The organism is Streptomyces sp. NBC_01433, assembly GCF_026340105.1.
GTDB lineage: Bacteria > Actinomycetota > Actinomycetes > Streptomycetales > Streptomycetaceae > Streptomyces.
Map to the genome: position 1 here is coordinate 5,403,426 of NZ_JAPEPM010000001.1, position 23,522 is coordinate 5,426,947.

22 protein-coding genes and 1 pseudogene are annotated in these 23,522 nt (G+C 71.5%); 14 read left to right on the plus strand and 9 right to left on the minus strand.

The window, feature by feature from the left end; all coding sequences use genetic code 11:
- Positions 1 to 99 precede the first annotated feature (99 nt).
- The 5 genes from OG413_RS24330 to OG413_RS24350 are packed head-to-tail and all read left to right on the plus strand — an operon-like array spanning position 100 to position 4,283.
- The gene (locus OG413_RS24330; protein WP_266808753.1) at positions 100 to 1,374 is read left to right on the plus strand and encodes an NAD(P)/FAD-dependent oxidoreductase; all 1,275 of its coding nucleotides are present in this window, start codon (positions 100 to 102) and stop codon (positions 1,372 to 1,374) included.
- Positions 1,371 to 2,093 (plus strand): DUF1365 domain-containing protein, encoded by a 723-nt coding sequence (locus OG413_RS24335; RefSeq protein ID WP_266808755.1) that lies wholly within the window; start codon positions 1,371 to 1,373, stop codon positions 2,091 to 2,093. The genes OG413_RS24330 and OG413_RS24335 overlap by 4 nt, the downstream gene beginning before the upstream one ends.
- On the plus strand, positions 2,090 to 3,355 hold the full coding sequence (locus OG413_RS24340; RefSeq protein ID WP_266808757.1) for a cyclopropane-fatty-acyl-phospholipid synthase family protein: 1,266 nt from the start codon (positions 2,090 to 2,092) through the stop codon (positions 3,353 to 3,355). Before OG413_RS24335 ends, OG413_RS24340 begins: the two co-directional genes overlap by 4 nt.
- The gene (locus tag OG413_RS24345) at positions 3,352 to 3,483 is read left to right on the plus strand and encodes a hypothetical protein (protein WP_266808758.1); all 132 of its coding nucleotides are present in this window, start codon (positions 3,352 to 3,354) and stop codon (positions 3,481 to 3,483) included. The genes OG413_RS24340 and OG413_RS24345 overlap by 4 nt, the downstream gene beginning before the upstream one ends.
- Entirely contained in the window at positions 3,480 to 4,283 is an 804-nt protein-coding gene (locus OG413_RS24350; protein WP_266808760.1) for a DUF1295 domain-containing protein, read from the plus strand. The genes OG413_RS24345 and OG413_RS24350 overlap by 4 nt, the downstream gene beginning before the upstream one ends.
- A 143-nt stretch (positions 4,284 to 4,426) precedes the next feature.
- Here the strand turns inward: OG413_RS24350 and OG413_RS24355 are convergent, their stop codons facing one another.
- The 4 genes from OG413_RS24355 to OG413_RS24370 all read right to left on the minus strand — a co-directional run bounded on the left by OG413_RS24355 (position 4,427) and on the right by OG413_RS24370 (position 7,363).
- Positions 4,427 to 5,182: an anti-sigma factor gene (locus tag OG413_RS24355; RefSeq protein WP_266808762.1), complete on the minus strand. Its 756-nt coding sequence runs from the start codon at positions 5,180 to 5,182 to the stop codon at positions 4,427 to 4,429.
- Positions 5,179 to 5,763, minus strand: a complete 585-nt coding sequence (locus OG413_RS24360; protein ID WP_266808764.1) for a sigma-70 family RNA polymerase sigma factor — start codon at positions 5,761 to 5,763, stop codon at positions 5,179 to 5,181. Before OG413_RS24360 ends, OG413_RS24355 begins: the two co-directional genes overlap by 4 nt.
- Before the next feature lie 152 nt (positions 5,764 to 5,915).
- Positions 5,916 to 6,404: an ABA4-like family protein gene (locus OG413_RS24365; RefSeq protein WP_266808766.1), complete on the minus strand. Its 489-nt coding sequence runs from the start codon at positions 6,402 to 6,404 to the stop codon at positions 5,916 to 5,918.
- Positions 6,401 to 7,363, minus strand: a complete 963-nt coding sequence (locus tag OG413_RS24370) for a hypothetical protein (RefSeq protein WP_266808768.1) — start codon at positions 7,361 to 7,363, stop codon at positions 6,401 to 6,403. Before OG413_RS24370 ends, OG413_RS24365 begins: the two co-directional genes overlap by 4 nt.
- 112 nt (positions 7,364 to 7,475) lie before the next feature.
- Here OG413_RS24370 and OG413_RS24375 point away from each other — a divergent pair.
- Positions 7,476 to 8,075, plus strand: a pseudogene (locus tag OG413_RS24375) (MerR family transcriptional regulator); the annotation flags it as partial.
- Positions 8,076 to 8,593: 518 nt separating this feature from the next.
- Here OG413_RS24375 and OG413_RS24380 read toward each other — a convergent pair.
- Positions 8,594 to 9,427 carry a siderophore-interacting protein gene (locus OG413_RS24380; protein ID WP_266808770.1) on the minus strand — a complete coding sequence of 278 codons (834 nt, stop codon included), beginning with the start codon at positions 9,425 to 9,427 and terminating at the stop codon, positions 8,594 to 8,596.
- 77 nt (positions 9,428 to 9,504) lie between these two features.
- Positions 9,505 to 10,413 (minus strand): 5'-3' exonuclease, encoded by a 909-nt coding sequence (locus OG413_RS24385; RefSeq protein ID WP_266810339.1) that lies wholly within the window; start codon positions 10,411 to 10,413, stop codon positions 9,505 to 9,507.
- Between the two features lie 228 nt (positions 10,414 to 10,641).
- Here OG413_RS24385 and OG413_RS24390 point away from each other — a divergent pair, with 228 nt between their 5' ends.
- From OG413_RS24390 to OG413_RS24405, 4 genes are all read left to right on the plus strand, one after another.
- Positions 10,642 to 11,733 (plus strand): glycine betaine/L-proline ABC transporter ATP-binding protein, encoded by a 1,092-nt coding sequence (locus OG413_RS24390; protein ID WP_266808771.1) that lies wholly within the window; start codon positions 10,642 to 10,644, stop codon positions 11,731 to 11,733.
- Positions 11,726 to 14,362 (plus strand): ABC transporter permease/substrate binding protein, encoded by a 2,637-nt coding sequence (locus tag OG413_RS24395; protein ID WP_266808773.1) that lies wholly within the window; start codon positions 11,726 to 11,728, stop codon positions 14,360 to 14,362. Before OG413_RS24390 ends, OG413_RS24395 begins: the two co-directional genes overlap by 8 nt.
- A gap of 180 nt (positions 14,363 to 14,542) precedes the next feature.
- Positions 14,543 to 15,088 carry a helix-turn-helix domain-containing protein gene (locus OG413_RS24400; RefSeq protein WP_266808775.1) on the plus strand — a complete coding sequence of 182 codons (546 nt, stop codon included), beginning with the start codon at positions 14,543 to 14,545 and terminating at the stop codon, positions 15,086 to 15,088.
- Between the two features lie 202 nt (positions 15,089 to 15,290).
- Complete coding sequence (locus tag OG413_RS24405; RefSeq protein ID WP_266808776.1) at positions 15,291 to 15,998, plus strand: helical backbone metal receptor; 708 nt, start codon at positions 15,291 to 15,293, stop codon at positions 15,996 to 15,998.
- Here the strand turns inward: OG413_RS24405 and OG413_RS24410 are convergent.
- The gene (locus OG413_RS24410; protein WP_266808778.1) at positions 15,937 to 17,112 is read right to left on the minus strand and encodes a TDT family transporter; all 1,176 of its coding nucleotides are present in this window, start codon (positions 17,110 to 17,112) and stop codon (positions 15,937 to 15,939) included. The two genes, OG413_RS24405 and OG413_RS24410, sit on opposite strands and share 62 nt — an antisense overlap.
- Before the next feature lie 70 nt (positions 17,113 to 17,182).
- On the opposite strand from OG413_RS24410, the gene OG413_RS24415 reads away from it, so the two are divergent.
- Complete coding sequence (locus OG413_RS24415; RefSeq protein ID WP_266808780.1) at positions 17,183 to 18,121, plus strand: LysR family transcriptional regulator; 939 nt, start codon at positions 17,183 to 17,185, stop codon at positions 18,119 to 18,121.
- Positions 18,122 to 18,260: 139 nt separating this feature from the next.
- On the opposite strand, the gene OG413_RS24420 is transcribed toward OG413_RS24415, so the two are convergent.
- A complete protein-coding gene (locus OG413_RS24420) occupies positions 18,261 to 19,007 on the minus strand; it encodes a gamma-glutamyl-gamma-aminobutyrate hydrolase family protein (RefSeq protein ID WP_266808781.1) in 747 nt (248 codons plus the stop codon).
- Positions 19,008 to 19,116: 109 nt separating this feature from the next.
- A complete protein-coding gene (locus OG413_RS24425; RefSeq protein ID WP_266808782.1) occupies positions 19,117 to 19,854 on the minus strand; it encodes a FadR/GntR family transcriptional regulator in 738 nt (245 codons plus the stop codon).
- Positions 19,855 to 19,928: 74 nt separating this feature from the next.
- Between OG413_RS24425 and OG413_RS24430 the strand changes: the two genes are divergently transcribed.
- The 3 genes from OG413_RS24430 to OG413_RS24440 all read left to right on the plus strand — a co-directional run bounded on the left by OG413_RS24430 (position 19,929) and on the right by OG413_RS24440 (position 23,518).
- Positions 19,929 to 21,290, plus strand: a complete 1,362-nt coding sequence (locus tag OG413_RS24430; RefSeq protein ID WP_266808783.1) for a glutamine synthetase family protein — start codon at positions 19,929 to 19,931, stop codon at positions 21,288 to 21,290.
- 65 nt (positions 21,291 to 21,355) lie between these two features.
- On the plus strand, positions 21,356 to 22,723 hold the full coding sequence (locus tag OG413_RS24435) for an aldehyde dehydrogenase (protein ID WP_266810341.1): 1,368 nt from the start codon (positions 21,356 to 21,358) through the stop codon (positions 22,721 to 22,723).
- 6 nt (positions 22,724 to 22,729) lie between these two features.
- Complete coding sequence (locus OG413_RS24440) at positions 22,730 to 23,518, plus strand: 3-oxoacyl-ACP reductase (protein ID WP_266808785.1); 789 nt, start codon at positions 22,730 to 22,732, stop codon at positions 23,516 to 23,518.
- Positions 23,519 to 23,522: the final 4 nt, after the last annotated feature.

The window sequence follows — 23,522 nt, forward strand, 5'->3', positions numbered from 1 at the left end:
GCCCTGATGGCCGACCAATCCGCCCCGCCCCCGGCAACGAATCAACGCAAAGGGCTCCAGCAGCCCCCGACCGGCGGAGAAGGACCCGAGGAGCAGGCGATGGCACGGGAGCGGCGGCGGATGGCCGTGGTGGGCGCGGGAGTGGCGGGACTGACCGCGGCACACATCCTCCACAAGGCCCACGACGTGACGCTGTACGAGGCGGACGAACGCGTCGGCGGACACGCGCACACCCACGACCTGACCGCGTCGGACGGCCGGACGCACCGCGTCGACTCGGGCTTCATCGTCCACAACCGGCGTACCTACCCGCACCTGCTGCGCCTCTTCGACGAACTCGGCGTCCCCACACAGGAGTCCGAGATGAGCATGTCCGTACGCTGCGAAGGGTGCGGTCTCGAATACGCGGGCGCCCGCGGCCCCGCCGGGCTGCTCGCCCAGCCGCGGGCCGCGCTGCGCGGCCGCTACCTGCGGATGCTCGCCGAGGTGCCGCGCTTCCACCGGGCCGCCCGCGCCCTCCTCGCGCGGCCGGACACCGCGACCCCCGAGCCGACGCTGGGCGAGTTCACCGCACGCGCCCGCTTCTCGCCGTACTTCCACTCCCACTTCCTGACCCCGATGGTCTCCGCCGTCTGGTCCTGCGACCCGGTGACCGCCCTGCGCTACCCGGCCCGCTACCTGTTCAGGTTCCTGGACCACCACGGGATGCTCACGGTCGGCGGCTCCCCGGTCTGGCGCACCGTCACCGGCGGCTCGCGCGCCTACGTCGACCGCGTCGCCAAGCAGCTCGACGCCGTGCACACCGCCACACCGGTGCGGTCCCTGCGCCGCCACGCCGACGGCCTGGAACTCCTCACCGAGGACGGCACCACCGAGACGTACGCCGCCGTCGTCATCGCCACCCACCCGGACCAGGCGCTGCGGCTGCTGGCCGACCCGACCGCGGAGGAGCGCCGCACCCTCGGCGCGTTCCGCTACTCCCGCAACCCCACCCTGCTGCACACCGACACCACGCTCCTGCCCCGCAGCCGCGGCGCACGGGCCTCGTGGAACTACCTGATGCCCTCCTGCACCGCCGACAGCGACCGGGTCACCGTCAGCTACGACATGAACCGGCTCCAGCGGCTGGACGCCCCCGACACCTTCGTCGTCACACTCAACGGCGCCGACCGCGTCGATCCGGACCGGGTCCGGGCCCGCATGGTCTACGAACATCCCGTCTACACCCCGGAATCGGTGGCCGCCCAGGCCCGGCTGCCCGCACTGTCCGGACCCGTCACCGCCTACGCCGGGGCGTACCACGGCTGGGGGTTCCACGAGGACGGCTGCCGTTCGGGGGCCGAGGCGGCCGCGGCGCTGGGGGTGGCGTGGTGAGCGCCCTCTACCCGTGCACGATCACCCATGTGCGGACCATCCCCGGCCGGTACGCGTTCCGCCACCGCACCTATCTGTGGTTCATCGACCCCGAGCGGCCGCCCCGGCTGCCGCGCGTCCTGCGCCCGCTGGCCCGTTTCGACGCCCGCGACCACTTCGGCGGCACCGCGCCCACCATCCGCGCCGGGCTCGAACGCTTCCTGCGCGGCCACGGCCTGGACCTGGGCGACGGCACCGTCACGATGCTCACCCAGGCCCGCGTCCTGGGCCATGTGTTCAACCCGCTGACCGTCTACTGGTGCCGGCGCCGCGACGGGACCCCGCTCTGCGTCGTCGCCGAAGTGCACAACACCTACGGCGAACGGCACGGGTATCTGCTCCGCCCGGACGCGGCGGACCGGGCGGAGACCGCCAAGGAGTTCTACGTATCGCCGTTCTTCCCCGTCGACGGCGGCTATCGGATGTGGCTGCCGGAGCCCGGCCCCGACCTCCGCCTGACCATCCGTCTGGAGCGTGACGGAGCCCGCCCGTTCACCGCGACCGTGCGCGGCACCCGGCGCGAAGCCACCCCTGCCGAGCTCGCCCGGCTGTCCCTGCGTCACCCCTGGTCCACCGTTCTCGTCTCCGCCGCGATCCGGCTGCACGGCATCCGGCTGTATCTGCGCGGGCTGCCCGTGCGGCCCCGTCCCTCCCACCGCACACAGGAAGGCATGCAGTGAAAGCGCCCACATCCGAGCTGTCCGCGCACCGCACCCCCGCTCCCGACCCGGAGCGCTGGCCCGACATCGTCACGCCGCCCCGGACCTCCCGGACACGGACCGCCCTCGCGGAGCGGATCGTCCGGAACGCGCTGGCCCGGCTGCCGCTCCGGGCCCGGCTCGCCGACGGCGGGAGCCTGGGCCTGGGCGGCCCGCTCATGGACATCCGTGAACCGGAGCTGTTCTTCCGCAGGATCGGTGCGCACGGTCTCATCGGCTTCGGCGAGTCCTACATGGCGGGCGAGTGGGACTCGCCCGATCTGGTGGGCGTGCTGACCGTGCTCGCCGGACACGCGGCCGAACTCGTTCCCCGCCCCCTGCAACGGCTGCGCGGGCTGTGGGCGGCGCGCCGGCCGGCCGGGCACACCAACACCCCCGAGCACGCGCGCGACAACATCAGCCACCACTACGACCTGTCGAACGACCTCTTCTCCCTCTTCCTCGACGAGACCCTGACGTACTCCGCCGCGTACTTCCGCGGCTTCCCCGCCGAGCGGTCGCTGCTGCCCGCCGCCCAGCACCGCAAGATCGACCGCCTGCTGGACCTGGCCGCCGTCGGACCCGGCAGCACCCTGCTGGAGATCGGCACCGGCTGGGGCGAACTCGCCATCCGGGCCGCCGGCCGCGGCGCCCGTGTCGTCACGGTCACGCTCTCCGCCGAACAGCGCGAACTGGCCGAAGCCCGCATCCGCGCGGCCGGGTTCGAGGACCTGGTCGAGGTCCGGCTGTGCGACTACCGCGAGATCACCGGGGAGTACGCCGCGATCGTCAGCGTCGAGATGATCGAGGCGGTCGGCGAGGAGTACTGGCCGGTCTACTTCACCACCCTGGAACGGCTCCTGGCCCCTGGAGGGCGTATCGCCCTCCAGGCCATCACCATGCCGGACGACCGGATGCGCGCCGGGCGCACCACGTACACCTGGATCCAGAAGTACATCTTCCCCGGCGGGCTGCTGCCCTCCACCCAGGCCGTGGAACGGGTCACCGCCGACCACACCTGCCTGCGGATACGGCAGCGCACCCCCTTCGGCACGCACTACGCCGAGACCCTGCGCCTGTGGCGGGAGCGGTTCACCGAACGGACCGACGAGATCGACGCCCTCGGCTTCGACGCGACCTTCCGCCGGATGTGGACCTTCTACCTCGCCTATTCGGAGGCGGGCTTCCGCTCCGGCTATCTCGATGTGCAGCAACTGCTCCTGACCCGCGAGGAGACCGCGTGACCACCTCCACCGAAACTCCCGGCAGGGCCGCCCCGCGCGGCGCCGCCCGGCCGCACTTCTCGCCGCGGCCGGGGCGCCGGGCCCCGGTCCGGCAGATGTCCCGGGGCACGACGGAGCCGGAGCGGTGAGCGGGTTCCCCTGGGCGGCGTTCGCCGGTGGCCTCGCGGCCTCGGCGGCCGCCGCCCTCGGCGTCATGCTGGTCACCTTCGTGATCGCGCTCGGCAAGGGCGTGCACCGCGTCGTCGATGTCGCCTGGGGGATCGCCTTCGCGGCGGTGGCGGTCGTCTCGTACGTCCTGTCGGCGGGCGAGGGCGACGACGGGCGGCGGCTGCTGGTGACGGTGCTCACCGTCGTCTGGGGCCTGCGGCTCGCCGCGCACATCGGCCTGCGCGGCCGGGGCCGGGGCGAGGACCCGCGCTACGAGGCGATGCTGGCCAAGGCCCCCGGCCACCGGGACCTGTACGCGCTGCGGAAGGTCTACCTCCTCCAGGGCGCTCTGGTCTGGTTGATCTCGCTGCCGGTGCAGGCCGCGCAGTATCTGACGGGGCCGCCGACCTGGTGGACCTGGGCCGGGACGGCGCTGTGGGCGGTGGGGTTCGTCTTCGAGGCGGTCGGGGACCGGCAACTGGTCCGCTTCACCTCCGATCCCGCCAACCGGGGCCGGATCATGGACCGGGGGCTCTGGTCCTGGACCCGGCACCCGAACTACTTCGGCGACTTCTGCGTCTGGTGGGGGCTGTTCCTGCTGGTGTGCGAACAGCCCGCGGTGGCGGGGGCGACGCTCGTGGCTCCGGTGGTGATGAGCTTCCTGCTGATCGGGGGAAGCGGGAAGGCGCTGTTGGAGCGGCACATGGCACAGCGGCCCGGTTACGCCGACTACCTGGCCCGGACCAGCGGATTCTTCCCGTGGCCTCCGCGCGGGAGGTGATCTCGGCCCTGGCCGGGGGGTGGCGGTGGCCCTGGCGGTGCGCGTGAGCGCGCAGAGATGTCCCGCGCACTGGCCGGCGTCACGCGTACTGGCGTCACGCGTACCGGCGTCACCGCCTCGTCGGGCGGTGACGCCGGTGCCGGTCAGGCCGGGAAGTCCATCAGGGCCACCGGATTCGATGTGGGCCGTTCCGACCCGCCCGCCGGTTCGACGGTGATCCCCATGCCGGACGCCCCGTCGACCGGCCCGTCGAGCAGAACCGCACCGTCGGTCGCGGACGGGTTCATCAGGCCGGCGGAGCGCATCGTTCCGCTGTCGTTGAACCAGAGCTGGTACACCTTGCCGCCCGGCGGCCGGGCCATGCCCGAGGCCAGGAACACCGCGCGGTCCCGGCTCTGCGAGACGACGACCGTGCCCCGGGCACCGCCGGCCAGCTCGCCCGAGCTGCTCCTCGCGTCCGGCGCGGAGAGCACCTGGGCCAGCTGCTCGCTCTGCCGCTGGGCGCGGTCGGCCTCGTGCCGGGCATCCTGTGCCACCTGGTTCTGCCACACCGCGATGCCGCCGAACGCGGCAGCCGCCGCGACACAGGCGGCGAGTGCGTACGCCGACCAGCGGCCGGTGCGGCCGGAGCGCTCGTCGCGGGCGGAGCCGCCGCGGGCGTGGGCGGGCGGCTCCTGGCGTACGGCCGTGATCTCCCGCAGTACGCGGGCGCGCAGCTCGGGGGGCGGTTGCACCGACACCGCGAGACCGAGCCGGGCGGCGGTGGCCGACAGCTCCCGTACCTCCTGGGCGCAGGCCCCGCAGTCGTCCAGATGGCGTTCGAACTCGCGGCGCTCGGGATCCGGCAGCGCGTGCAGGGCGTAGGCCCCGGTCAGCGTGTGCAGTTCGGCCGTGCTCATGCGCTCACCCCCAGGCAGTCGCGCAGCCGGATCAGGCCGTCGCGCAGTCGTGTCTTGATGGTGCCCAGAGGTACGGAGAGGAGCTCCGAGACCTCGCGATAGGTCAGGCCCCGGTAATAGGCCAGGGTCACCGACTGGCGCTGCAGCTCGGAGAGGTTGCGCAGACAGCGCCGTACCTGTTCCCTCTCCAGCCGGGTCTCGACCTGTTCGGAGACCTCGTCGAACGCGGGCGTCCGCTCCAGCAGCGCGGCCCTGTGCTCCCTTGCCGCCGAGGCTTCCGCCGAGCGGACCCGGTCGACCGCCCGGTGGTGGGCGAGGGTCAGCACCCAGTTCATGGCGGTTCCCCGGGACGACTGGAAGCGGGGCGCGGTCCGCCACACCTCGACCAGTACCTCCTGCGCGACCTCCTCGGACTGGGCGGGATCGCGGAGCACGCTGCGCACCACCCCGAGTACCGGCCCGCAGACGGCGTCGTACACCGAGGCGAAGGCGTCCTGGTCTCCCCGGGCGACCAGGACCAGAAGCTCCTGGAGATCGGGCCCCGGCACGGGCACTCCGCTGATCCGTACGGCTTCCTTCACGCGGGTCCTCCCAGGACGCTCATCGGTTCCAGGAGTGATTCGGAGCCGGTGGCGGCGCGGATTGGTCAACCCGCGCGATCCTTCCACGCCGCCGGGATCGCGCAGGGACTGCTCCGGTACTGTTCCGGGACCGCGTCGCCGGGCGACGGCCGTCAGCTCACCGCCGTGTCCCCGACCCGGCCGGGAACGCCGTCGCCGCGCCGGGGCGCCGCCGCCTCGGCGCTCTTCGCCCGCCGCACCGCCCGGATGGTGAGGAAGATCAGCAGTCCGAACGGCGACAGCAGGATCGTCAGCACCAGCAGCGGGCCCATCACCAGGGGCGACACGCCCAGCTTCCGCGCTTCGAGGAACATCCACTGACCCAGCAGCAGATCCCAGGCGATGACCTGTGCCCAGAGCGCTCCCGCCCCGTTCGCGAGGGCCGCCAGGTCACGGAACGTATCGATGTCGGGGTTGCTCACCGCCGTCCAGAGCTCCGGGAAGACCGGCACGGCCAGCACGAGATAGACCGCCAGCACCGGCAGGACGGTCAGAGGTGAGGCGACGATCCGCGCGGTGGTGGCCCAGTTGGGCGCGAAGATCATGAGCAGCCAGAACGGGGCCGTCAGATAGAACGTGATCTCGAACAGTGCACCGGTCATGCCACGAGCTCCTTGTCGTAGGAATCGGAGTTTCGCCGTGCGGGTGCCGACCGCAGCGCCGCCCAGGCGCCGATCGCGGTGGCGGCCAGGATCATGCCCCCGGCCGCGAGGGTCGACCCGTCCGGGTGGATCAACGGCTGACCGCGGAGTGCCTGCCAGGTGACCAGGGCCACGACCGCCGCGTACGTGCCGGAGGCGACGACCACGAGCCGGAAGCGCACGCGCGGATCGCGCAGCCGGGCGACGCGGGGCGCGAGCAGGAGCAGGAGGAGCAGGAAGAGCGGGATCAGCTGGAGCGCGTGCATGCCGACGAAGTGCGGAATGCGCAGATCGCCTCCGGTCGTGGACCAGCCGGTGATCGGCATGGAGGGGCCGCCGTCCGGTACGCCGACGGTGTGCGCGCCCACCACATCGGCGGTGTCCAGGTCACCGGCCGCGCGCTGTCCCGCGCTCGGCTGCGACATCAGGAAGCCGAACCCCGCGCCGACCAGGGCGAGCAGCACTCCCGAGCGGATCGCCCAGGCGGAGGCGCGGTCGGCGATGCGGGCGCGGAGCAGCAGGATGGCGATCACCAGCGTGGCGGCCCAGAGGGTGATGACGGTGTAGGCCATCACGTCGTACAGCCTCGTGTCGAACGGCGTCTCGTGATTGAAGTGGCTGCGTTTCCCGCGGATGACCTGCCCGGTGATGATCGCCATCTCGCACAGGCTGGCCAGTACGACCACGTTGCCGGCCCACCGCCCTATTCGACGGCCATGCGTGAGCAGCGTCAGCATCCAGGCGAGCGCCAGGCAGTACGGCACGAACGAGACGGCGAACTTGAACGGCTTGGCCCAGATCGGCGCACCCGCCAGCATCCGGTCGTCGGCCACGAGGCCCACCGCGGAGACGACGGCCATCACGGCCATCGCGGCGGAGAACAGGACCAGCGGCCGGTGCCATAAACGCCACGTCGACATAGGTAACCCCCAGGAGGCCAACGATTATGGATAGTGGGACTCCCCGCTATCCGATAGAGGGACTATCTATGATGAGGGCGGGATTTGGCAAGTACGAAAGGGCGGACACGCGGTGCGCATCGGTGAGTTGAGTCGCAGGTCCGGGGTCCCGGTGCCGACGATCAAGTACTACGTACGCGAGGGGCTGCTGCCCGCCGGGCAGCTGACCAGCCCGAACCAGGCGAGTTACGACGCCGGGCACGAGCGCAGGCTGCGGCTGATCCGGGCCCTGCTGGATGTCGGGGGACTCTCGCTGTCCGCCATCGGCGAAGTGCTGGAGGCTGTCGGCGACCCCGAGCAGCCGGTGCACAAGGTGCTGGGCGCGGCGGTGGAGGGCGTCATGCCGACGGACGACGAGGAGGCGGGGCCCGAGCTGGAGGACGCTCGCGACGAGGTCGCCGAGCTGCTGGAGCGGCGGGGCTGGCACGTGGAGGAGGAGAGCACGGCCGGTGAGTCGCTGGCCCGGGTGCTGGTCGCGCTGCGACGGGCCGGGCACGGCGGATTCACCGAGCTGCTGGATGTGTACGCGGACGCCGCCGAGCCGGTCGCCCGCGCCGACCTCGACTATGTGGCGCGGCGCGTGGCACGCGAGGACCTGGTGGAGAGCGTGGTCGTGGGCACCGTGCTCGGTGAGGCGATGTTCGGGGCGCTGCGGCGGCTGGCGCATGTCGACGCGTCCGCCCGCCTCTACGAGGAGACGGGGACGGCGGAGGGTGCGGAGGGCGCGGACGGGGCGGCGGCCGGGGCAGCGGACGGGGCAGCGGACGGGACGGGCGCTGCTGACGGAGCGACGCCGGACGCTCCCGACGTAGCGCCGGAGGCTACCGACGTAGCGCCGGACGCTCCCGACGTAGCGCCGGACGCTCCCGACGTAGCGCCAGGCGTCACCGGCGTAGCGCCGGAGGTTTCTGACGCGGCGCCGGACGGCATGAGCGCGGCGCCGGACGGTGCGGGGGAGAAGCGGAACGGCGTGCGCGGGCGGGACAGGGCGGCACAGAGGTGAGTGCGCGCACCTGACAGCCGAAGACCCCGGTCACCGTGGGGAACGGTGACCGGGGTCCATGTCCGAGCTGTCGGAGGGCGCACGCCGTCCCCGCTTCACGCCGCCTCCTCACCCGGGGCGGCGCGCGACCGGGACCGCCCCGACCGGGGCAGCGCGCGCGACCGCGACCGTGCGATCGCGACCGCGCGTTACGCGGCGCTCTCCTGCTCGCGCTCCACCTGCTCGTTCCACTCGCGCTTGACGGCGCGCCAGGCGTCGTCGCTCTTCCCGAGGCGCCAGTAGCCGGAGATGGACAGCTGCTGGAGCGGGATCTTCCGGTCCAGTCGCAGATGGCGGCGGATCTCCTTCACGAAGCCCGCCTCGCCGTGCACGAACGCCTGTACCTCGCCCTCGGGGAAGTCCAGCGCCTTCACCGCCGCGGTCAGGGCCTCCCCGACCGGACGGTCGCCGCGGTGCAGCCAGGTCACCGCCACCCCGTCGGGCGTCACGATCTTCTGCTCCTCCGAGGCGTCCGGCACCTCGATGAAGGCGTGCACCGGGGCGCCCGCGGGCATCTGCTCCAGCGCCGCCGCGATCGCGGGCAACGCGCTCTCGTCACCGGCCAGCAGGTGCCAGCCCGCCGTGGCCCGCGGCCCGTACCCGCCGCCGGGTCCCAGGAACGTCACCTGCTCGCCCGGCCGCACACGGGCCGCCCACGGTCCGGCGAGGCCCTCGTCGCCGTGCACCACGAAGTCGATGGCCATCTCGCGGGTCACCGGGTCCCAGGAGCGCACCGTGTAGGTGCGGGTGGTGGGCCACAGCTCACGGGGATACGCCTCGCGGATCGCGCCCATGTCGAACGGGTGCGCGTAATCGGCGCCCTCGGGCGCGAAGCACAGCTTGACGTAGTGATCGGTGAACCCGGAGAGCGCGAAGCCGGCCAGTCCGTCACCGCCGAGGATCACCCGCACCATGTGCGGGGTGATCTGCTCGGTACGCAGGACCTGCGCACCCTGGGCCTTGGGTGCCTGCCGCTCTGCCACGAGGATCTCCCTGATCTGGACGTACGGGGACCCGGCTACCACCGGGCCGGGAACTTAGGTTTACCTAAGCTAGCACCTCATGCCCGAAGTGTGGAGAGCAGCCGCTGCAGAGCGCCGCCCAGACCCCACTGGTCCGAGAGCACCTCAAGGGCTGCCGGGTCACGCGGCTCGTCGGGCAGGGCCGGATCGAAGTCGGGCAGCGGCACATCACCGGCGACCCGGACCACCTTCGGCGCGACGGCGACGTAATCGCGCGCCTCGTCCAGCCGCTTGCGCTGCGAGGGTGTCAGCTTGGCGGCGGGGTCGTCCACGGCGGCCATGATCCCGGCCAGATCGCCGAAGGCGTCCAGCAGCTTGGCCGCCGTCTTCTCGCCGATGCCGGGGACGCCGGGCAGGCCGTCGCTGGGGTCGCCGCGCAGCAGGGCCAGATCCACGTAACCGGAACCGTCCACGCCGTACTTCTCGCGCAGCCACGCCTCATCCGTCATCTGGAGCATCCCGACACCCTTGAGCGGGTACAGCACCCGCACCTGCCGGGCGTCGTCGACCAGCTGATAGAGGTCGCGGTCGCCCGTGACGATGTCGACGGGGCCGGTCGCCAGGCCGGTGAGCGTGCCGATCACATCGTCCGCCTCGTACGGCGCGACTCCCACCCGGGCGATCCCGAGCGCGTCCAGCACGTCCTCGATGATCGGCACCTGGGGGGACAGCGTGTCAGGGGTGTCCTCCTCGTCGGCCAGCCCCTCCGCCGTCTCCACCGCCACCCGGTGCGCCTTGTACGTGGGGATCAGCTCGACCCGCCAGTGCGGCCGCCAGTCGGCGTCCCAGCAGGCGACCAGGTCGTCGGGCCGGTGGTCGTGCACCAGCCGGGTGATGAAGTCGAGGAGCCCGCGCACGGCGTTGACCGGGGTGCCGTCCGGTGCGCGCACCGAATCCGGGACGCCGAAATAGGCGCGGTAGTAGAGGGAAGCGGTGTCGAGGAGCATCAGGCGTCGCGTCACACCCCCGATGATGCCGCACACCACTGACACCGGCTCAGAGGTGAGCTGAATCACTCTTATGTTTGGTGTGCGTAAGTACGGGCAGGCGCGCCAGCGGAGCGGACCACGTCGCATTTTCAACTAATGCGCGTGCAATGCGGACCGAATCCGCACCGCTCCACGGTCTGCCGGAGGGGGTGGCAGACCGTTTTCGGTTCAACGCGTGAGGTGTATGTGTCAAGGCTGCAAGCCGACCACTTGTACAAAGTGTTCGGCAGACGACCCGATCAAGCCGTGCGGAAACTCGAAAACGGCACCGGCCGCGACGAGCTGCGCGCCGACGGAACGACCGCAGCGGTGATCGATGCCTCGTTCACGGTGGAACCCGGCCAGATCTTCGTCGTGATGGGTCTCTCGGGTTCCGGCAAGTCCACCTTGCTGCGGATGCTCAACGGACTGCTCGACGCCACGGCCGGACGCGTGCTGTTCGACGGCCAGGACCTGACCGCCCTGAGCCCCCGTGAACTGCGCCACGTCCGCTCCTCCAAGATCAGCATGGTGTTCCAGCACTTTGCGCTCTTCCCCCACCGGAGCGTCCTGGAGAACGCCGCCTACGGCCTCGAAGTGCAGGGTGTGCCGCGCGCCGAGCGTGAGCAGCGCGCCGCCCAGGCACTGGAGCTGACCGGTCTGGCCGGCTGGGAGAAGTCCTGGCCCGACGAACTTTCCGGCGGAATGCAGCAGCGCGTGGGCCTGGCCCGCGCGCTGGCCACCGACGCCGACCTGCTGCTGATGGACGAGTCCTTCAGCGCGCTGGACCCGCTGATCCGCCGCGACATGCAGGACCAGCTGCTCGAACTGCAGAAGCGGCTCAAGAAGACCATCGTCTTCATCACCCACGACCTCAACGAGGCCATGCGCCTCGGTGACCGGATCGCCGTGATGCGTGACGGGCGGATAGTCCAGCAGGGCACCGCCGAGGACATCCTGGTCCGTCCGGCCAACGACTACGTCGCGTCGTTCATCCAGGACGTCGACCGCTCCAGGGTGCTCACCGCCGGTTCGATCATGGAGCAGCCCGAGAAGGGCCGCTCGGACAAGGACCTGCTGGCCGAGGCGCCCGCGACCGTGTCCGCCGGGACGCCGATCGCCGAGCTCTTCACGCCCTGCTCCACCAGTGGTGTGGCCGTGGCCGTCACCGGCGACCGGGGCCAGGTGATCGGTGTCGTGCCGCGCGCGCGTCTGCTCGCCGCACTCGGCGAGGAACCGCGGGTCGAGCCCGTGAGCCCGTCCCGGTCCGACGTCAGGAAGGTGACCGCCGGTGCCTAGGTTCACCTTCGGCGAATGGGTCGAGGACGCGGTCGACTGGCTCCAGTCGAACCTCACCTGGATCTTCGACGCCATCAAGGCCGTGCTCGGCGGGATGTACGACGGCGTCAACGCCGTCCTCGGCGGTGGTGAGCCGCTGCTGATGGCCGCGATCTTCGCCGTCATCGCGTTCTGGCTGCGCGGCGCGGTTCCGGCCGTTCTCACCTTCGCCGGCTTCGCCCTGATCGACTCCCTCGCCCTGTGGGACGAGGCCATGACCACGCTCTCGCTGGTCGTCGTGGCAGCCGTGATCACCATTGTGATCGCGGTGCCCACGGGCATCTGGGCCGCGCGGAACAACAAGGTCAGTGCCGCGCTCAGGCCGGTGCTCGACGTCATGCAGACGATGCCGGCCTTCGTCTACCTGATCCCCGGCGTCATGTTCTTCGGCGTCGGCGTCACCCCCGGCGTCATCGCCACCATCGTGTTCGCGATGCCCCCCGGCGTCCGGATGACCGAACTCGGCATCCGCCAGGTGGACAGCGAGCTGGTCGAGGCGGCCGAGGCGTTCGGCACCACACCCCGCGACACCCTGACCCGGGTCCAGCTGCCGCTCGCCCTGCCGACGATCATGGCCGGTATCAACCAGGTCATCATGCTCGCGCTGTCGATGGTGGTCATCGGCGGCATGGCGGGCGCGGGCGGTCTCGGCGAGAAGGTGTACGCCGCGATCACCCAGCTCCAGGTCGGTCTCGCCGCCGAGAGCGGTATCGCCGTCGTCATCCTCGCCATGTACCTGGACCGGATGACCGGGGCGCTCAACGAGCGGGTCTCCCCGCTCGGCCGCCGCGCGGCGGCCAAGATCGCGTCCGGGGCGCGTGGCCTCAAGGTCACCCACTACAAGCCGGGCACCGCGGTCGCGATGATCGGTGTGGTCGTCCTCGCCCTGATCGCCGGCGGGCTCAACATTGCCGGCTCGGACGACGGCAAGAGCGCCGAGGCGGGCGACAGCACGGACGTCGGCAAGGGCCAGAAGATCAACCTGGGCTACATCCCCTGGGACGAGGGCATCGCCTCCACCTTCCTCTGGAAGGAGCTCCTGGAGCAGCGCGGCTACACGACCGGCATCAAGCAGCTCGACGCCGGTCCGCTCTACTCCGGCGTCGCCCGCGGGGACATCGACTTCCAGACGGACTCCTGGCTGCCGACCACCCACAAGGACTACTGGGACAAGTACAGCTCCAAGATCGACGACCTCGGTTCCTGGTACGGGCCGACCTCGCTGGAGCTGACCGTTCCCTCGTACGTCAAGGGCATCGACTCGCTCGATGACCTCAAGGGCCAGGGCAAGAAGTTCAACGGCAAGATCATCGGCATCGAGGCCAGTGCCGGAATGATGGGCACCCTCAACAAGAAGGTGCTCAAGGAGTACGGCCTGGAGGGCGAGTACAAGGTCGTCTCCTCCAGCACGTCCTCGATGCTGGCCGAGCTGAACGCCTCCATCAAGAAGAAGGAGCCGGTCGTGGTGACCCTGTGGTCGCCGCACTGGGCCTACGGCAAGCACGACCTGAAGAAGCTCAAGGACCCCAAGGGTGCCTGGGGCAAGGGCGAGAACGTACACACCGTCGCCCACAAGGGCTTCGCCAAGAAGGCACCTCCGGTCGCCGAGTGGCTGAAGAAGTTCAAGCTCACCGAGGAGCAGCTCACCAGCCTGGAGAACGAGATCCAGAGCGCCGGTCAGGGCAAGGAGCAGGACGGCGTACGCGCCTGGCTGAAGAAGTCCCCCGGCCTCGTCGACAAGCTCGCCCCGCTGCCCAAGGGCGCCGGTGGCGCCCAGCAGCAGGGCAAGGACGCGGGCAAGACCGTCAACATGGGTTACTTCCCGTGGGACGAGGCCATCGCCAGCACGTACCTGTGGCAGAACATGCTGGAGGACCGCGGCTACCGGACGACCGTCAAGCAGCTCGATCCCGGACCGCTCTACACGGGGCTCGCGCAGGGCCAGATGGACGTCCAGTTCGACTCCTGGCTGCCGACGACGCACAAGGTCTACTGGGACAAGTACAAGGACAACCTCACCGATCTCGGTTCGTGGTACGGGCCGACGTCGCTGGAGCTGACCGTTCCGTCGTACGTCAAGGGCATCGACTCGCTCGATGACCTCAAGGGCCAGGGCAAGAAGTTCAACGGCAAGATCATCGGCATCGAGTCGAGCGCCGGGATGATGGGCACCCTGAACGAGAAGGTGCTCAAGGAGTACGGCCTGGAGGGCGAGTACAAGGTCGTCTCCTCCAGCACGTCCTCGATGCTGGCCGAGCTGAACCGCTCGATCAAGAAGAAGGAGCCGGTCGTGGTGACCCTGTGGTCGCCGCACTGGGCCTACGGCAAGCACGACCTGAAGAAGCTCAAGGACCCCAAGGGCGCCTGGGGCAAGGGCGAGGAGATCCACACGGTCGCCAAGAAGGACTTCGCGAAGGACTTCCCGGAGCTGACCGGCTGGCTGAAGGACTTCAAGCTCAGTGAGGAGCAGCTGGCCTCGCTGGAGGTGGAGATCCAGAAGGGTGGCGCGGGCAAGGAGAAGGAGTCCGCCCGCCGCTGGATGGACGCCAACCCCGACGTGGTGGAGAAGCTGACGCCCGTCGGCAGCTGATTTCGGCGCCTCGTCAACGAGGGGACGGTCCCGGTGTCGCACCGGGGCCGTCCCCTTCGGCATGGCCGAAAGGATGCGCTGGGGAGGTTTCCCGCTTCTTCGCCCGTGCTCCATCTCGGCAAACGATGTGCGTAGTGTGCTGGCAACCGGGAGGATGGCCAGGCGGGAGGGAGCCCGGACATGGACGAGAAGGAAGCACCGCGGGTAGGTGCCGCGGTCCGCCGACGGCGCAGAACCCTGGGGCTCACGCTGGCCTCGGTCGCCGCGCGCAGCGGACTGTCCGTGCCTTTCCTGAGCCAGATCGAGAACGAGCGCGCCCGCCCCAGTGCCCGGTCCCTGGACCGCGTCGCCGAGGCGCTGGAGACCACGACCGCGCGGCTGCGCGCCGCCGCCGACTCGGCACGCTCGGTGGACGTCGTGCGGGCGGGGGAGGGCGACGGGGTACGCCGCGTGGTGCGCGGCCGCCACCAGCTCAGCGCCCTGGAGTTCACCGGTGAGCAGGACCTCGGGCGCGAGTTCCAGCACCGGAACGACGAGGTGATGTACGTCGTCGAGGGCGCCGCCGAGGTGGAGGCCGAGGGGCAGGCGTACCGGCTGGAGCGCGGCGACACGCTCTTCCTGTCCGGCGGTGTCCGGCACCGCTGGCGCGCCACCGTGCCGGACACCCGGCTCCTGTTCGTCGCGGTGGCCGAGAACATCGACGCCACGTACGACTCCCGCCGCTGACCGCCTCAGGCCGCTGCCGCTGCTGCCCGCCGCTGACTGCGTCAGGCCGCCTCAGGCCGCTGCCCGAAGGCCGCCTCGGGCCGCTGCCCGAAGGCCGCCTCGGGCCGTTGACGCAGGGGCCCCGGCCACTGCGAACCTGCGGCGGGCCGCGAGTCCGCGCGCCGTCTCCGCAGCCGCCGTACGTCCCCGAAAGGCCCCGCCCGTGCGTGTCGTCTCCCTGGTCCCCTCGCTCACCGAGGCCGTCGCCGTCACCGCACCCGGGCTGCTGGCCGGGGTCACCGACTGGTGCACCCACCCGCCGGACCTCGCCGCCGCCCGGATCGGCGGCACGAAGAACCCCGACGTGGCGGCCGTCGTCGCGCTGCGTCCCGACCTGGTCATCGCCAACGAGGAGGAGAACCGCGCACCGGACCTCGCCGCCCTGCGGGAGGCCGGACTCGACGTCATGGCCACCGAGATCCGTACCCTCGACGCGGCCTTCGCCGAACTGGAACGCGTCCTGGTCACCGGATGCGGCCTCGCCCGGCCCCGCTGGCTGGACGAGGCCGAGGCCGCCTGGGCGGCACTCCCACCGCCGGGCACTCCGCGCCCCGCGATCGTGCCCGTCTGGCGCAGACCGTGGATGGTGCTGGGCCGCGACACGTTCGCCGGTGATCTGCTGGCCCGCCTCGGGGTGCGCAATGTCTACGCGGACCATGCCGAGCGCTATCCCCGTATCCCGCTCGCCGAGCTGAACGCGGCCGGAGCCGAACTGGTCGTGCTGCCCGACGAGCCGTACCGCTTCACCGCCGACGACGGGCCCGAGGCGTTCCCCGCGCTGCCCGCCGCACTCGTCGACGGGCGCCACCTCACGTGGTACGGGCCGTCACTGGCAGAGGCGGCTTCGGCGCTGCGAGCAGCGCTCCGCTGACCAGTCCGCGCAGCGTGCGTGTCCCGGCCACGGCCCAGGCCGCCACCAGGAACACGTACAGCGCGACGGCCGGCCAGGTGAACACATCGAGCCCGGTGTGCCGGGCCAGTCCGGCGACGCCGGTCACGCACGTACCGACCGGGAAGGTGAAACCCCACCACGTCATCGTGAACGTCATGCCGCTCCGCACCGCCCGGACCACCATCGCGACGGCCAGCGCCAGCCACAGCAGCGCGAACCCCATCACCGGCACCCCGTACAGCACGGCGAACGCACCGAAGGCGGAGGCGTACGGGGCCGCGACCGCCCCCGGCGCCACATCGGCCAGCTGATTGACCGCGGTCGTCGACTGGCCCAGCGGACCCAATACCAGGAACAGCGTCGGCGTCAGCGCGAGCGGCAGCGGACCCTGGTGCACCAGCCGGGCGAAGACGACCGGCAGCACGACCAGCGTCGCCAGCAGGGACAGACCGAACATCCCGTAGCAGGCCATCAGCAGCGCCCCACGCCACTGCCCCGCGGGCAGTTCGGGCACCAGCAGCGCGCCGAGCGACGCGGAGACCATCGGCGCCACCAGCGGCAGCAGCCAGACGGGTGAGGCGGTGCCGGGTTCGAGACGGTGGCGTACGACCATCAGATACGGGACGGCGACGGCGGCGACGAGCCCGACCAGCGTGCCCGCGACGAACAGCACCGTGTTGACCGCGAGCGCGGCCTGCTGCCCGATGACGTCCTTGCCGACCACCATGGTGCCGCCACCGACGGCGAGCAGCGCCATGGACAGACAGCCGTAGAACGGGGCGACGGCCGGGTCCAGGAGATGGGCGCGGGCCTGGTCGCGGTGGAAGACCCAGTGCCCGGTGCGGGCCGCGAGGACGGCGACGAGCAGAAGCGCGGAGAGCGCCCACACGACGGTGCACAGCGCGCGCAGACCCGGCAGGTGCACGGGGAGCGCGACACCCGCGCTCGCGACGATCGCGGTACCCATGACGGAGGCGTACCAATTGGGGCCGATGTGCCGCAGCGACGGCAGCCGGAGAGCGGCCGGGCGGGAGACGAAGGACGGCGGGGACTGCGGCTCGGTCCGGGGCTGGGTCTGCGGAAAGATGGCCATGCCACGATTCTTGGCGGCGGCACCGTCCCCCACCAGGGAGTCCGTCTCTATGAGGTCATAAGCTGGCTTTATGCCCAGCGACGAACATGTGCCCCTGTCCCACCGGGTCCCCGACCTCGGGGCGCTGGAGCTGCTGCTCGCCGTGGCCCGGCACGGCAGTCTCGGGCGGGCGGCCCGTGACGTCGGCGTCACCCAGCCCGCCGCGTCCAGCCGCATCCGGTCGATGGAGCGGCAGCTCGGCGTCGCCCTCCTGGACCGATCCCCGCGCGGCTCCCGGCTCACCGACGCGGGCGCCCTGGTCACCGACTGGGCGCGCAGGATCATCGAGGCCGCCGAGGCGTTCGACGCGGGCGCCCAGGCGCTGCGCGACCGGCGCGACTCGCGGCTGCGGGTCGCGGCGAGCATGACGATCGCGGAGTACCTGCTGCCGGGCTGGCTCATCGCGCTGCGCGCCCAGCGGCCGGACACCGCCGTGTCGCTGCTCGCGGGCAATTCGGCGGCGGTCGCCCGGCGGCTCCTCACCGGCGAGGCCGATCTGGGCTTCGTGGAGGGCCTGTCGATACCGGAGGGCCTGGACGGCACGGTGATCGCGCACGACCGCCTGGTCGTCGTGGTCGCCCCCTCCCATCCCTGGGCCCGCCGTCGGACGCCCCTGCTGCCCGGGGAGCTGGCCGCGACCCCGCTGATCCTGCGGGAGCACGGCTCCGGCACCCGGCAGGTCCTGGACGCCGCGCTCGCCGTTCACGGCGGACTGGCCCAGCCGCTGCTGGAGCTGTCCTCGACGACCGCCGTGAAGGGCGCGGCGGAGAGCGGTGCCGGACCCTGTGTGCTCAGCGAACTGGCGCTGGGCGAGGAGCTGTCGGCCCGCCGCCTGGTGAAGATCCCGGTCGAGGGCGTACGCCTCCGTCGTCAGCTGCGCGCCGTATGGCCCTCCGGCCACCGGCCCACGGGACCGGCCCGCGACCTGCTGTCCCTGACGGCGCGCGACTCCGGCCCGTCAGGCGTCTGAGACCTTCGGGCCGGGACGGGCGTCCGGGGATGTCGGGCCGGGACGGGCGTCCGGGGATGAGAGTCCGGGCCCACGCGAGTCCTGGCCAAACTTTGGTCTCCGGCGTCCTGACCAAACGTTGGCTCCGCCTCCGAGCGCGTCAGGCCGGGGCGAGGTTCGGGACCAGGGCGGCTTCGCCCGTCCGCCGGTCGCGCTCCGTGGCCGCTGCCGCCACCAGCGCCCGCATCACCCGCGGGTCGTCGCCCATCTCCGGATGCCACTGCACGCCCAGCACCCACTGCGGCCCGGGGAGTTCGACCGCCTCGACGGTACCGTCCGCCGCGTGGGCGGAGGCCGACAGCGACGGCGCGAGCCGGTCGACGGCCTGGTGGTGATAGGTCGGTACGACGGACGCCTCGGCGACCACCGACGCGTACCGGGTACCGGGCACCGGCGTCACCAGGTGCTCGCCGAGAACCCCGGTCGTGCCGGGCGGACCGGCGTGCCCGTCGATGTGCTGGATCAGGGTGCCGCCCAGTGCCACGTTCAGCAGTTGCATGCCCCGGCAGATCCCGAGCACGGGGATGCCGGACGCCAGCGCCGCGTCGAGCAGGGCCTTCTCCCAGGCGTCGCGCTCACGGGCCGGTGGACCGGTACGGGGGTCGAGCTCCGCCCCGTACAGCTCGGGCGCGACATCGGCGCCGCCCGCGACGACGAGCGCGTCCAGCCGGGCCACGGCGGCGGCGGCCCGCTCCGGCGCGTCCGGCGGGAGCAGCGCGGCCAGGCCGCCGGACCGCTGGACCAGCCGCGGGTACGCGGCGGGGAGGAGGGCGGCGGGCAGTTCCCAGACGCCCCAGCTGGTCGCGGGTTCCAGGTAGGTGGTGATGCCGACGAGGGGTTCGGGCACGGTGCGTTCCCTCCGGTGGGCCGCCTGCGGGCGGGCCGAAGTCAATGGTGTCACCGCATACCTTATGGCCCTGGTGCCCTCGTGCAAATGGCCGCGGGCCGCGGTCCGCTCAGGACAGGAAACCGCGCAACAGCGCCGCCGTGCCCGCGCAGTGTTCGCGCATCACCGCGCGGGCCGCCTCCTCGTCCCCGTCCAGCACCGCCCCGACGAGCGCCGTGTGCTGGTGCTGGGAATGCTCCAGGTTCCGCACGAGCAGCGGTATGCAGTCCAGCAGGTCGTTCACCGTGGCCCGGACCGCCGCGTACTGGCCGGTGAGCGTCGGTGATCCGGAAAGTTCGGCCAGTGTCAGGTGAAACAGGGTGTCGTGCCTGCGGTAGTCGGGCAGAGGTGTCTCGTGTGTCGCCGCCAGTGCCCTACGCAGCCGGTCAGCGCCCTCGCCGGTCAGCCCGTGCGCGGCGCAGAGTCCGGCGGCCCCGGTCTCCAGCACCTCGCGGAAGCGCAGGATGTCCTCCATGTCGACCGCCGCCACCCGGCGGTGCAGCTCGTCCTCGCCCGCCGTGCCGGTGCGTGGCGCCACGAACGTACCGCCGTAGCGCCCGCGTCTGCTCTCCACCAGGCCCTGCTCCTGGAGCACCTTCAGGACCTCGCGCAGGGTGACCCGGCTGATCCCGAGCAGTTCGGCCAGCTCGCGCTCGGCCGGCAGCCGCTCGCCGCCGGCCACCAGGCCGAGCCGGATCACCTGGAGTATCTGCGCCAGGGCCTCCTCGAAGCCGTTGCCCGCGCGGACGGGGCGCAGCACGGGCCGCAGGCGGGCCGTCGCCGGTCTCTCACCGGATTCCTCGATCACGTTCCGCTTCCCTTTCATTCAATGGTTCCATCCCATACCTTAAGGCTCCCGGCCGGCCGATGGAGGAGTATCCCGTGGCAGAGCGAACACCCCCGCTCGGTACCGACGAACTACGTGTCCTCGTCGCGAGCGGCGAGATCGACACCGTCGTCCTCGCCTTCCCCGACATGCAGGGAAGGCTGCAGGGCAAGCGCTTCGCCGCCGGGTTCTTCCTCGACGAGGTCATGGAACACGGCACCGAGGGCTGCAACTATCTGCTCGCCGTGGACACCGACATGAACACCGTCGACGGGTTCGAGATGTCCTCCTGGGACCGCGGATACGGCGACTTCGCCATGCGCCCCGACCTCAGCACCCTGCGCCGGGTTCCGTGGAACGAGGCGACGGCCATGGTCATTGCCGACCTCGCCTGGGAGGACGGATCGCCCGTCGTCGCCGCGCCCCGTCAGATCCTGCGCCGCCAACTGGAGCGGCTCGCCGCACTCGGCCTCACCGCCCACGTCGGCACCGAACTCGAATTCATCGTCTTCAAGGACACCTACGAACAGGCATGGGACCGCAACTACCGCGATCTGACACCGGTCAACCAGTACAACATCGACTATTCGGTCCTCGGCACCGGACGCGTCGAACCCCTGCTGCGCCGCATCCGCAACGAGATGGCCGCCGCCGGACTCACCGTGGAGTCGGCCAAGGGCGAGTGCAACCCCGGCCAGCACGAGATCGTCTTCCGCTACGACGAGGCCCTGGTCACCTGCGACCAGCACGCCGTCTACAAGACGGGCTCCAAGGAGATCGCCGCGCAGGAAGGTGTCGCGCTCACCTTCATGGCCAAGTACAACGAGCGCGAGGGCAACTCCTGCCACATCCACCTCTCGCTCCAGGACGCCGAGGGCCGCAACGTCATGGCGGGCGACGACGGGGCCATGTCCCCGCTGATGCGCCACTTCCTCGCCGGACAGCTCGCCGCCCTGCGCGACTTCACCCTCCTCCACGCGCCGAACATCAACTCCTACAAACGCTTCCAGCCCGGCTCCTTCGCCCCGACCGCGGTCGCCTGGGGCCACGACAACCGGACCTGTTCCCTGCGCGTCGTGGGCCACGGCCGCTCGATGCGCTTCGAGAACCGGCTGCCCGGCGGGGACGTCAACCCGCACCTCGCGGTCGCCGGTCTCATCGCCGCCGGACTCCACGGCGTCGAAGAGAAACTGGAACTCCCCGAGGCGTGCGAGGGCAACGCCTACACCGCCGGGTACGAGCAGGTGCCCACCACCCTCAGGGAAGCCGCCGGCCTCTGGGAACGGAGCGAGGTGGCCCGTGCGGCCTTCGGCGACGAGGTCGTGCGGCACTACCGCAACATGGCACGCGTCGAACTCGAAGCCTTCGACGCCGCAGTGACCGACTGGGAGCTCCGCCGCTCCTTCGAACGCCTGTGAGGCACCCTGTGACCGCCGACCACCACCCCGCCGATGTCAGCGACACCGTCAGCGCGGACCGACCCGTGCACCCCGACGCCCACGACGTGATCAACCCGGCGACCGAGGAACACCTCGCCACCGTCGCGGCCACCACCCCCGCCGAGGTCGACGCCGCCGTGGCCCGCGCCGCGGCGGCCCAGCGCACCTGGGCCGCCCTGGCCCCGGCCGACCGGGCCCGTCTGCTGCGCCGCTTCGCGGCAGCGGTCGACGCCGAGATCGAGCCCCTGGCCCGGCTGGAGACGGCCGAGGCCGGTCACCCGCTCGGCAACGCCCGCTGGGAGGCGGGCAACGTCCGCGACCTGCTCGACTTCGCCGCCGGGGGAGTGGAACGCCTCAGCGGCCGGCAGATCCCGGTCCCCGGCGGAATCGACTTCACCCTTCTGGAACCCCTCGGCGTCATCGGGGTGATCGCCCCGTGGAACTTCCCCATGCCGATCGCCGCCTGGGGCGTCGCCCCCGCTCTCGCCGCGGGCAACGCCGTACTCCTCAAACCCGCCGAGACGACCCCGCTCACCGCCCTGCGACTGGCGCGGATCGGGCGGGAGGCGGGTCTTCCCGAAGACCTCTTCCAGGTGCTGCCGGGGGCGGGCGAGGTGACGGGCAACGCCCTGGTCACGCACCCCGGCGTCGCCAAGATCGTCTTCACAGGCTCCACCCGCGTCGGCAAACGGATCATGGCCGAATGCGCCGACCGCGTGAAGCGGCTCACCCTCGAACTCGGCGGCAAGAGCCCCAACATCGTCTTCGCCGACGCCGACATCGAGGCCGCCGCGGCCGCCGCCCCCATGTCCTTCCTGGACAACGCGGGGCAGGACTGCTGCGCCCGCACCCGCATCCTCGTCGAGCGATCCGCGTACGACCGGTTCCTGGAACTGCTCGCCCCCGCACTGGCCTCGGTCGTCGTCGGGGACCCGACCGACGAGAAGACCGCGATGGGACCGCTGATCTCCCGCGCCCACCTGCGACGGGTCCGCGGCTATGTCCCCGAGGGTGCGGCCGCCCTGCGCGGCAGCGCCCCCCAGGGCCCCGGATTCTGGTTCCCGCCGACCGTCCTCACCGACGTCCGCCCGGACGCGCCCGTCGCCACCGAGGAGGTCTTCGGGCCGGTGGCGGTGGTTCTCCCCTTCGAGGACGAGGCCGACGCCGTACGGCTCGCGAACGCCACCGACTACGGCCTCGCGGGCTCCCTCTGGACCCGCGACGTGGGCCGCGCCCTGCGCGTCGCCCAGGCGGTCCGGGCCGGGAACCTCTCCGTCAACTCCCACTCCGCCGTCCGTTACTGGACCCCGTTCGGCGGCTACAAACAGTCCGGGCTCGGCCGCGAACTGGGCCCCGACGCCCTCACCGCCTTCACCGAAACCAAGAACGTCTTCCTCAGCACGGAGGCCTGAACCCGCATGACCACCGACACCGAGAACATCTGCCGCCGCCTGGTCGGCCGCACCGCCGTCATCACCGGAGCCGGCAGCGGCATCGGCCTGGCCACCGCCCGCAGGCTGGCGTCCGAGGGCGCCCACGTCGTCTGCGCCGACATCGACGCGGCAGCGGGCACGGCCGCCGCCGAGGAGGCCGGAGGTACCTTCGTCCAGGCCGATGTCACCGACCCCGGACAGGTCGAGGCGCTCTTCAAGGCCGCCTACGACACCTACGGCTCCGTCGACATCGCGTTCAACAACGCGGGCATCTCACCGCCCGACGACGACTCCATCCTCACCACCGGCCTGGAGGCGTGGAAGCGCGTCCAGGACGTCAACCTCACCTCCGTCTACCTCTGCTGCAAGGCCGCCCTGCCCTATATGCGCCGCCAGGGCCGCGGCTCGATCATCAACACCGCGTCCTTCGTGGCCAGGATGGGCGCGGCGACGTCCCAGATCTCGTACACCGCGTCCAAGGGCGGTGTCCTCGCCATGTCCCGCGAACTCGGGGTGCAGTTCGCCCGGGAGGGCATCCGGGTCAACGCCCTGTGCCCGGGGCCGGTCAACACCCCGCTGCTGCGGGAACTGTTCGCCAAGGACCCGGAGCGCGCGGCCCGCAGGCTCGTCCACATCCCGCTCGGCCGGTTCGCCGAGGCGACCGAGATCGCGGCGGCCGTCGCCTTCCTGGCGAGCGACGACTCCTCGTTCGTCAACGCCACCGACTTCCTCGTCGACGGCGGTATCTCCGGGGCCTATGTGACCCCGCTCTAACGGC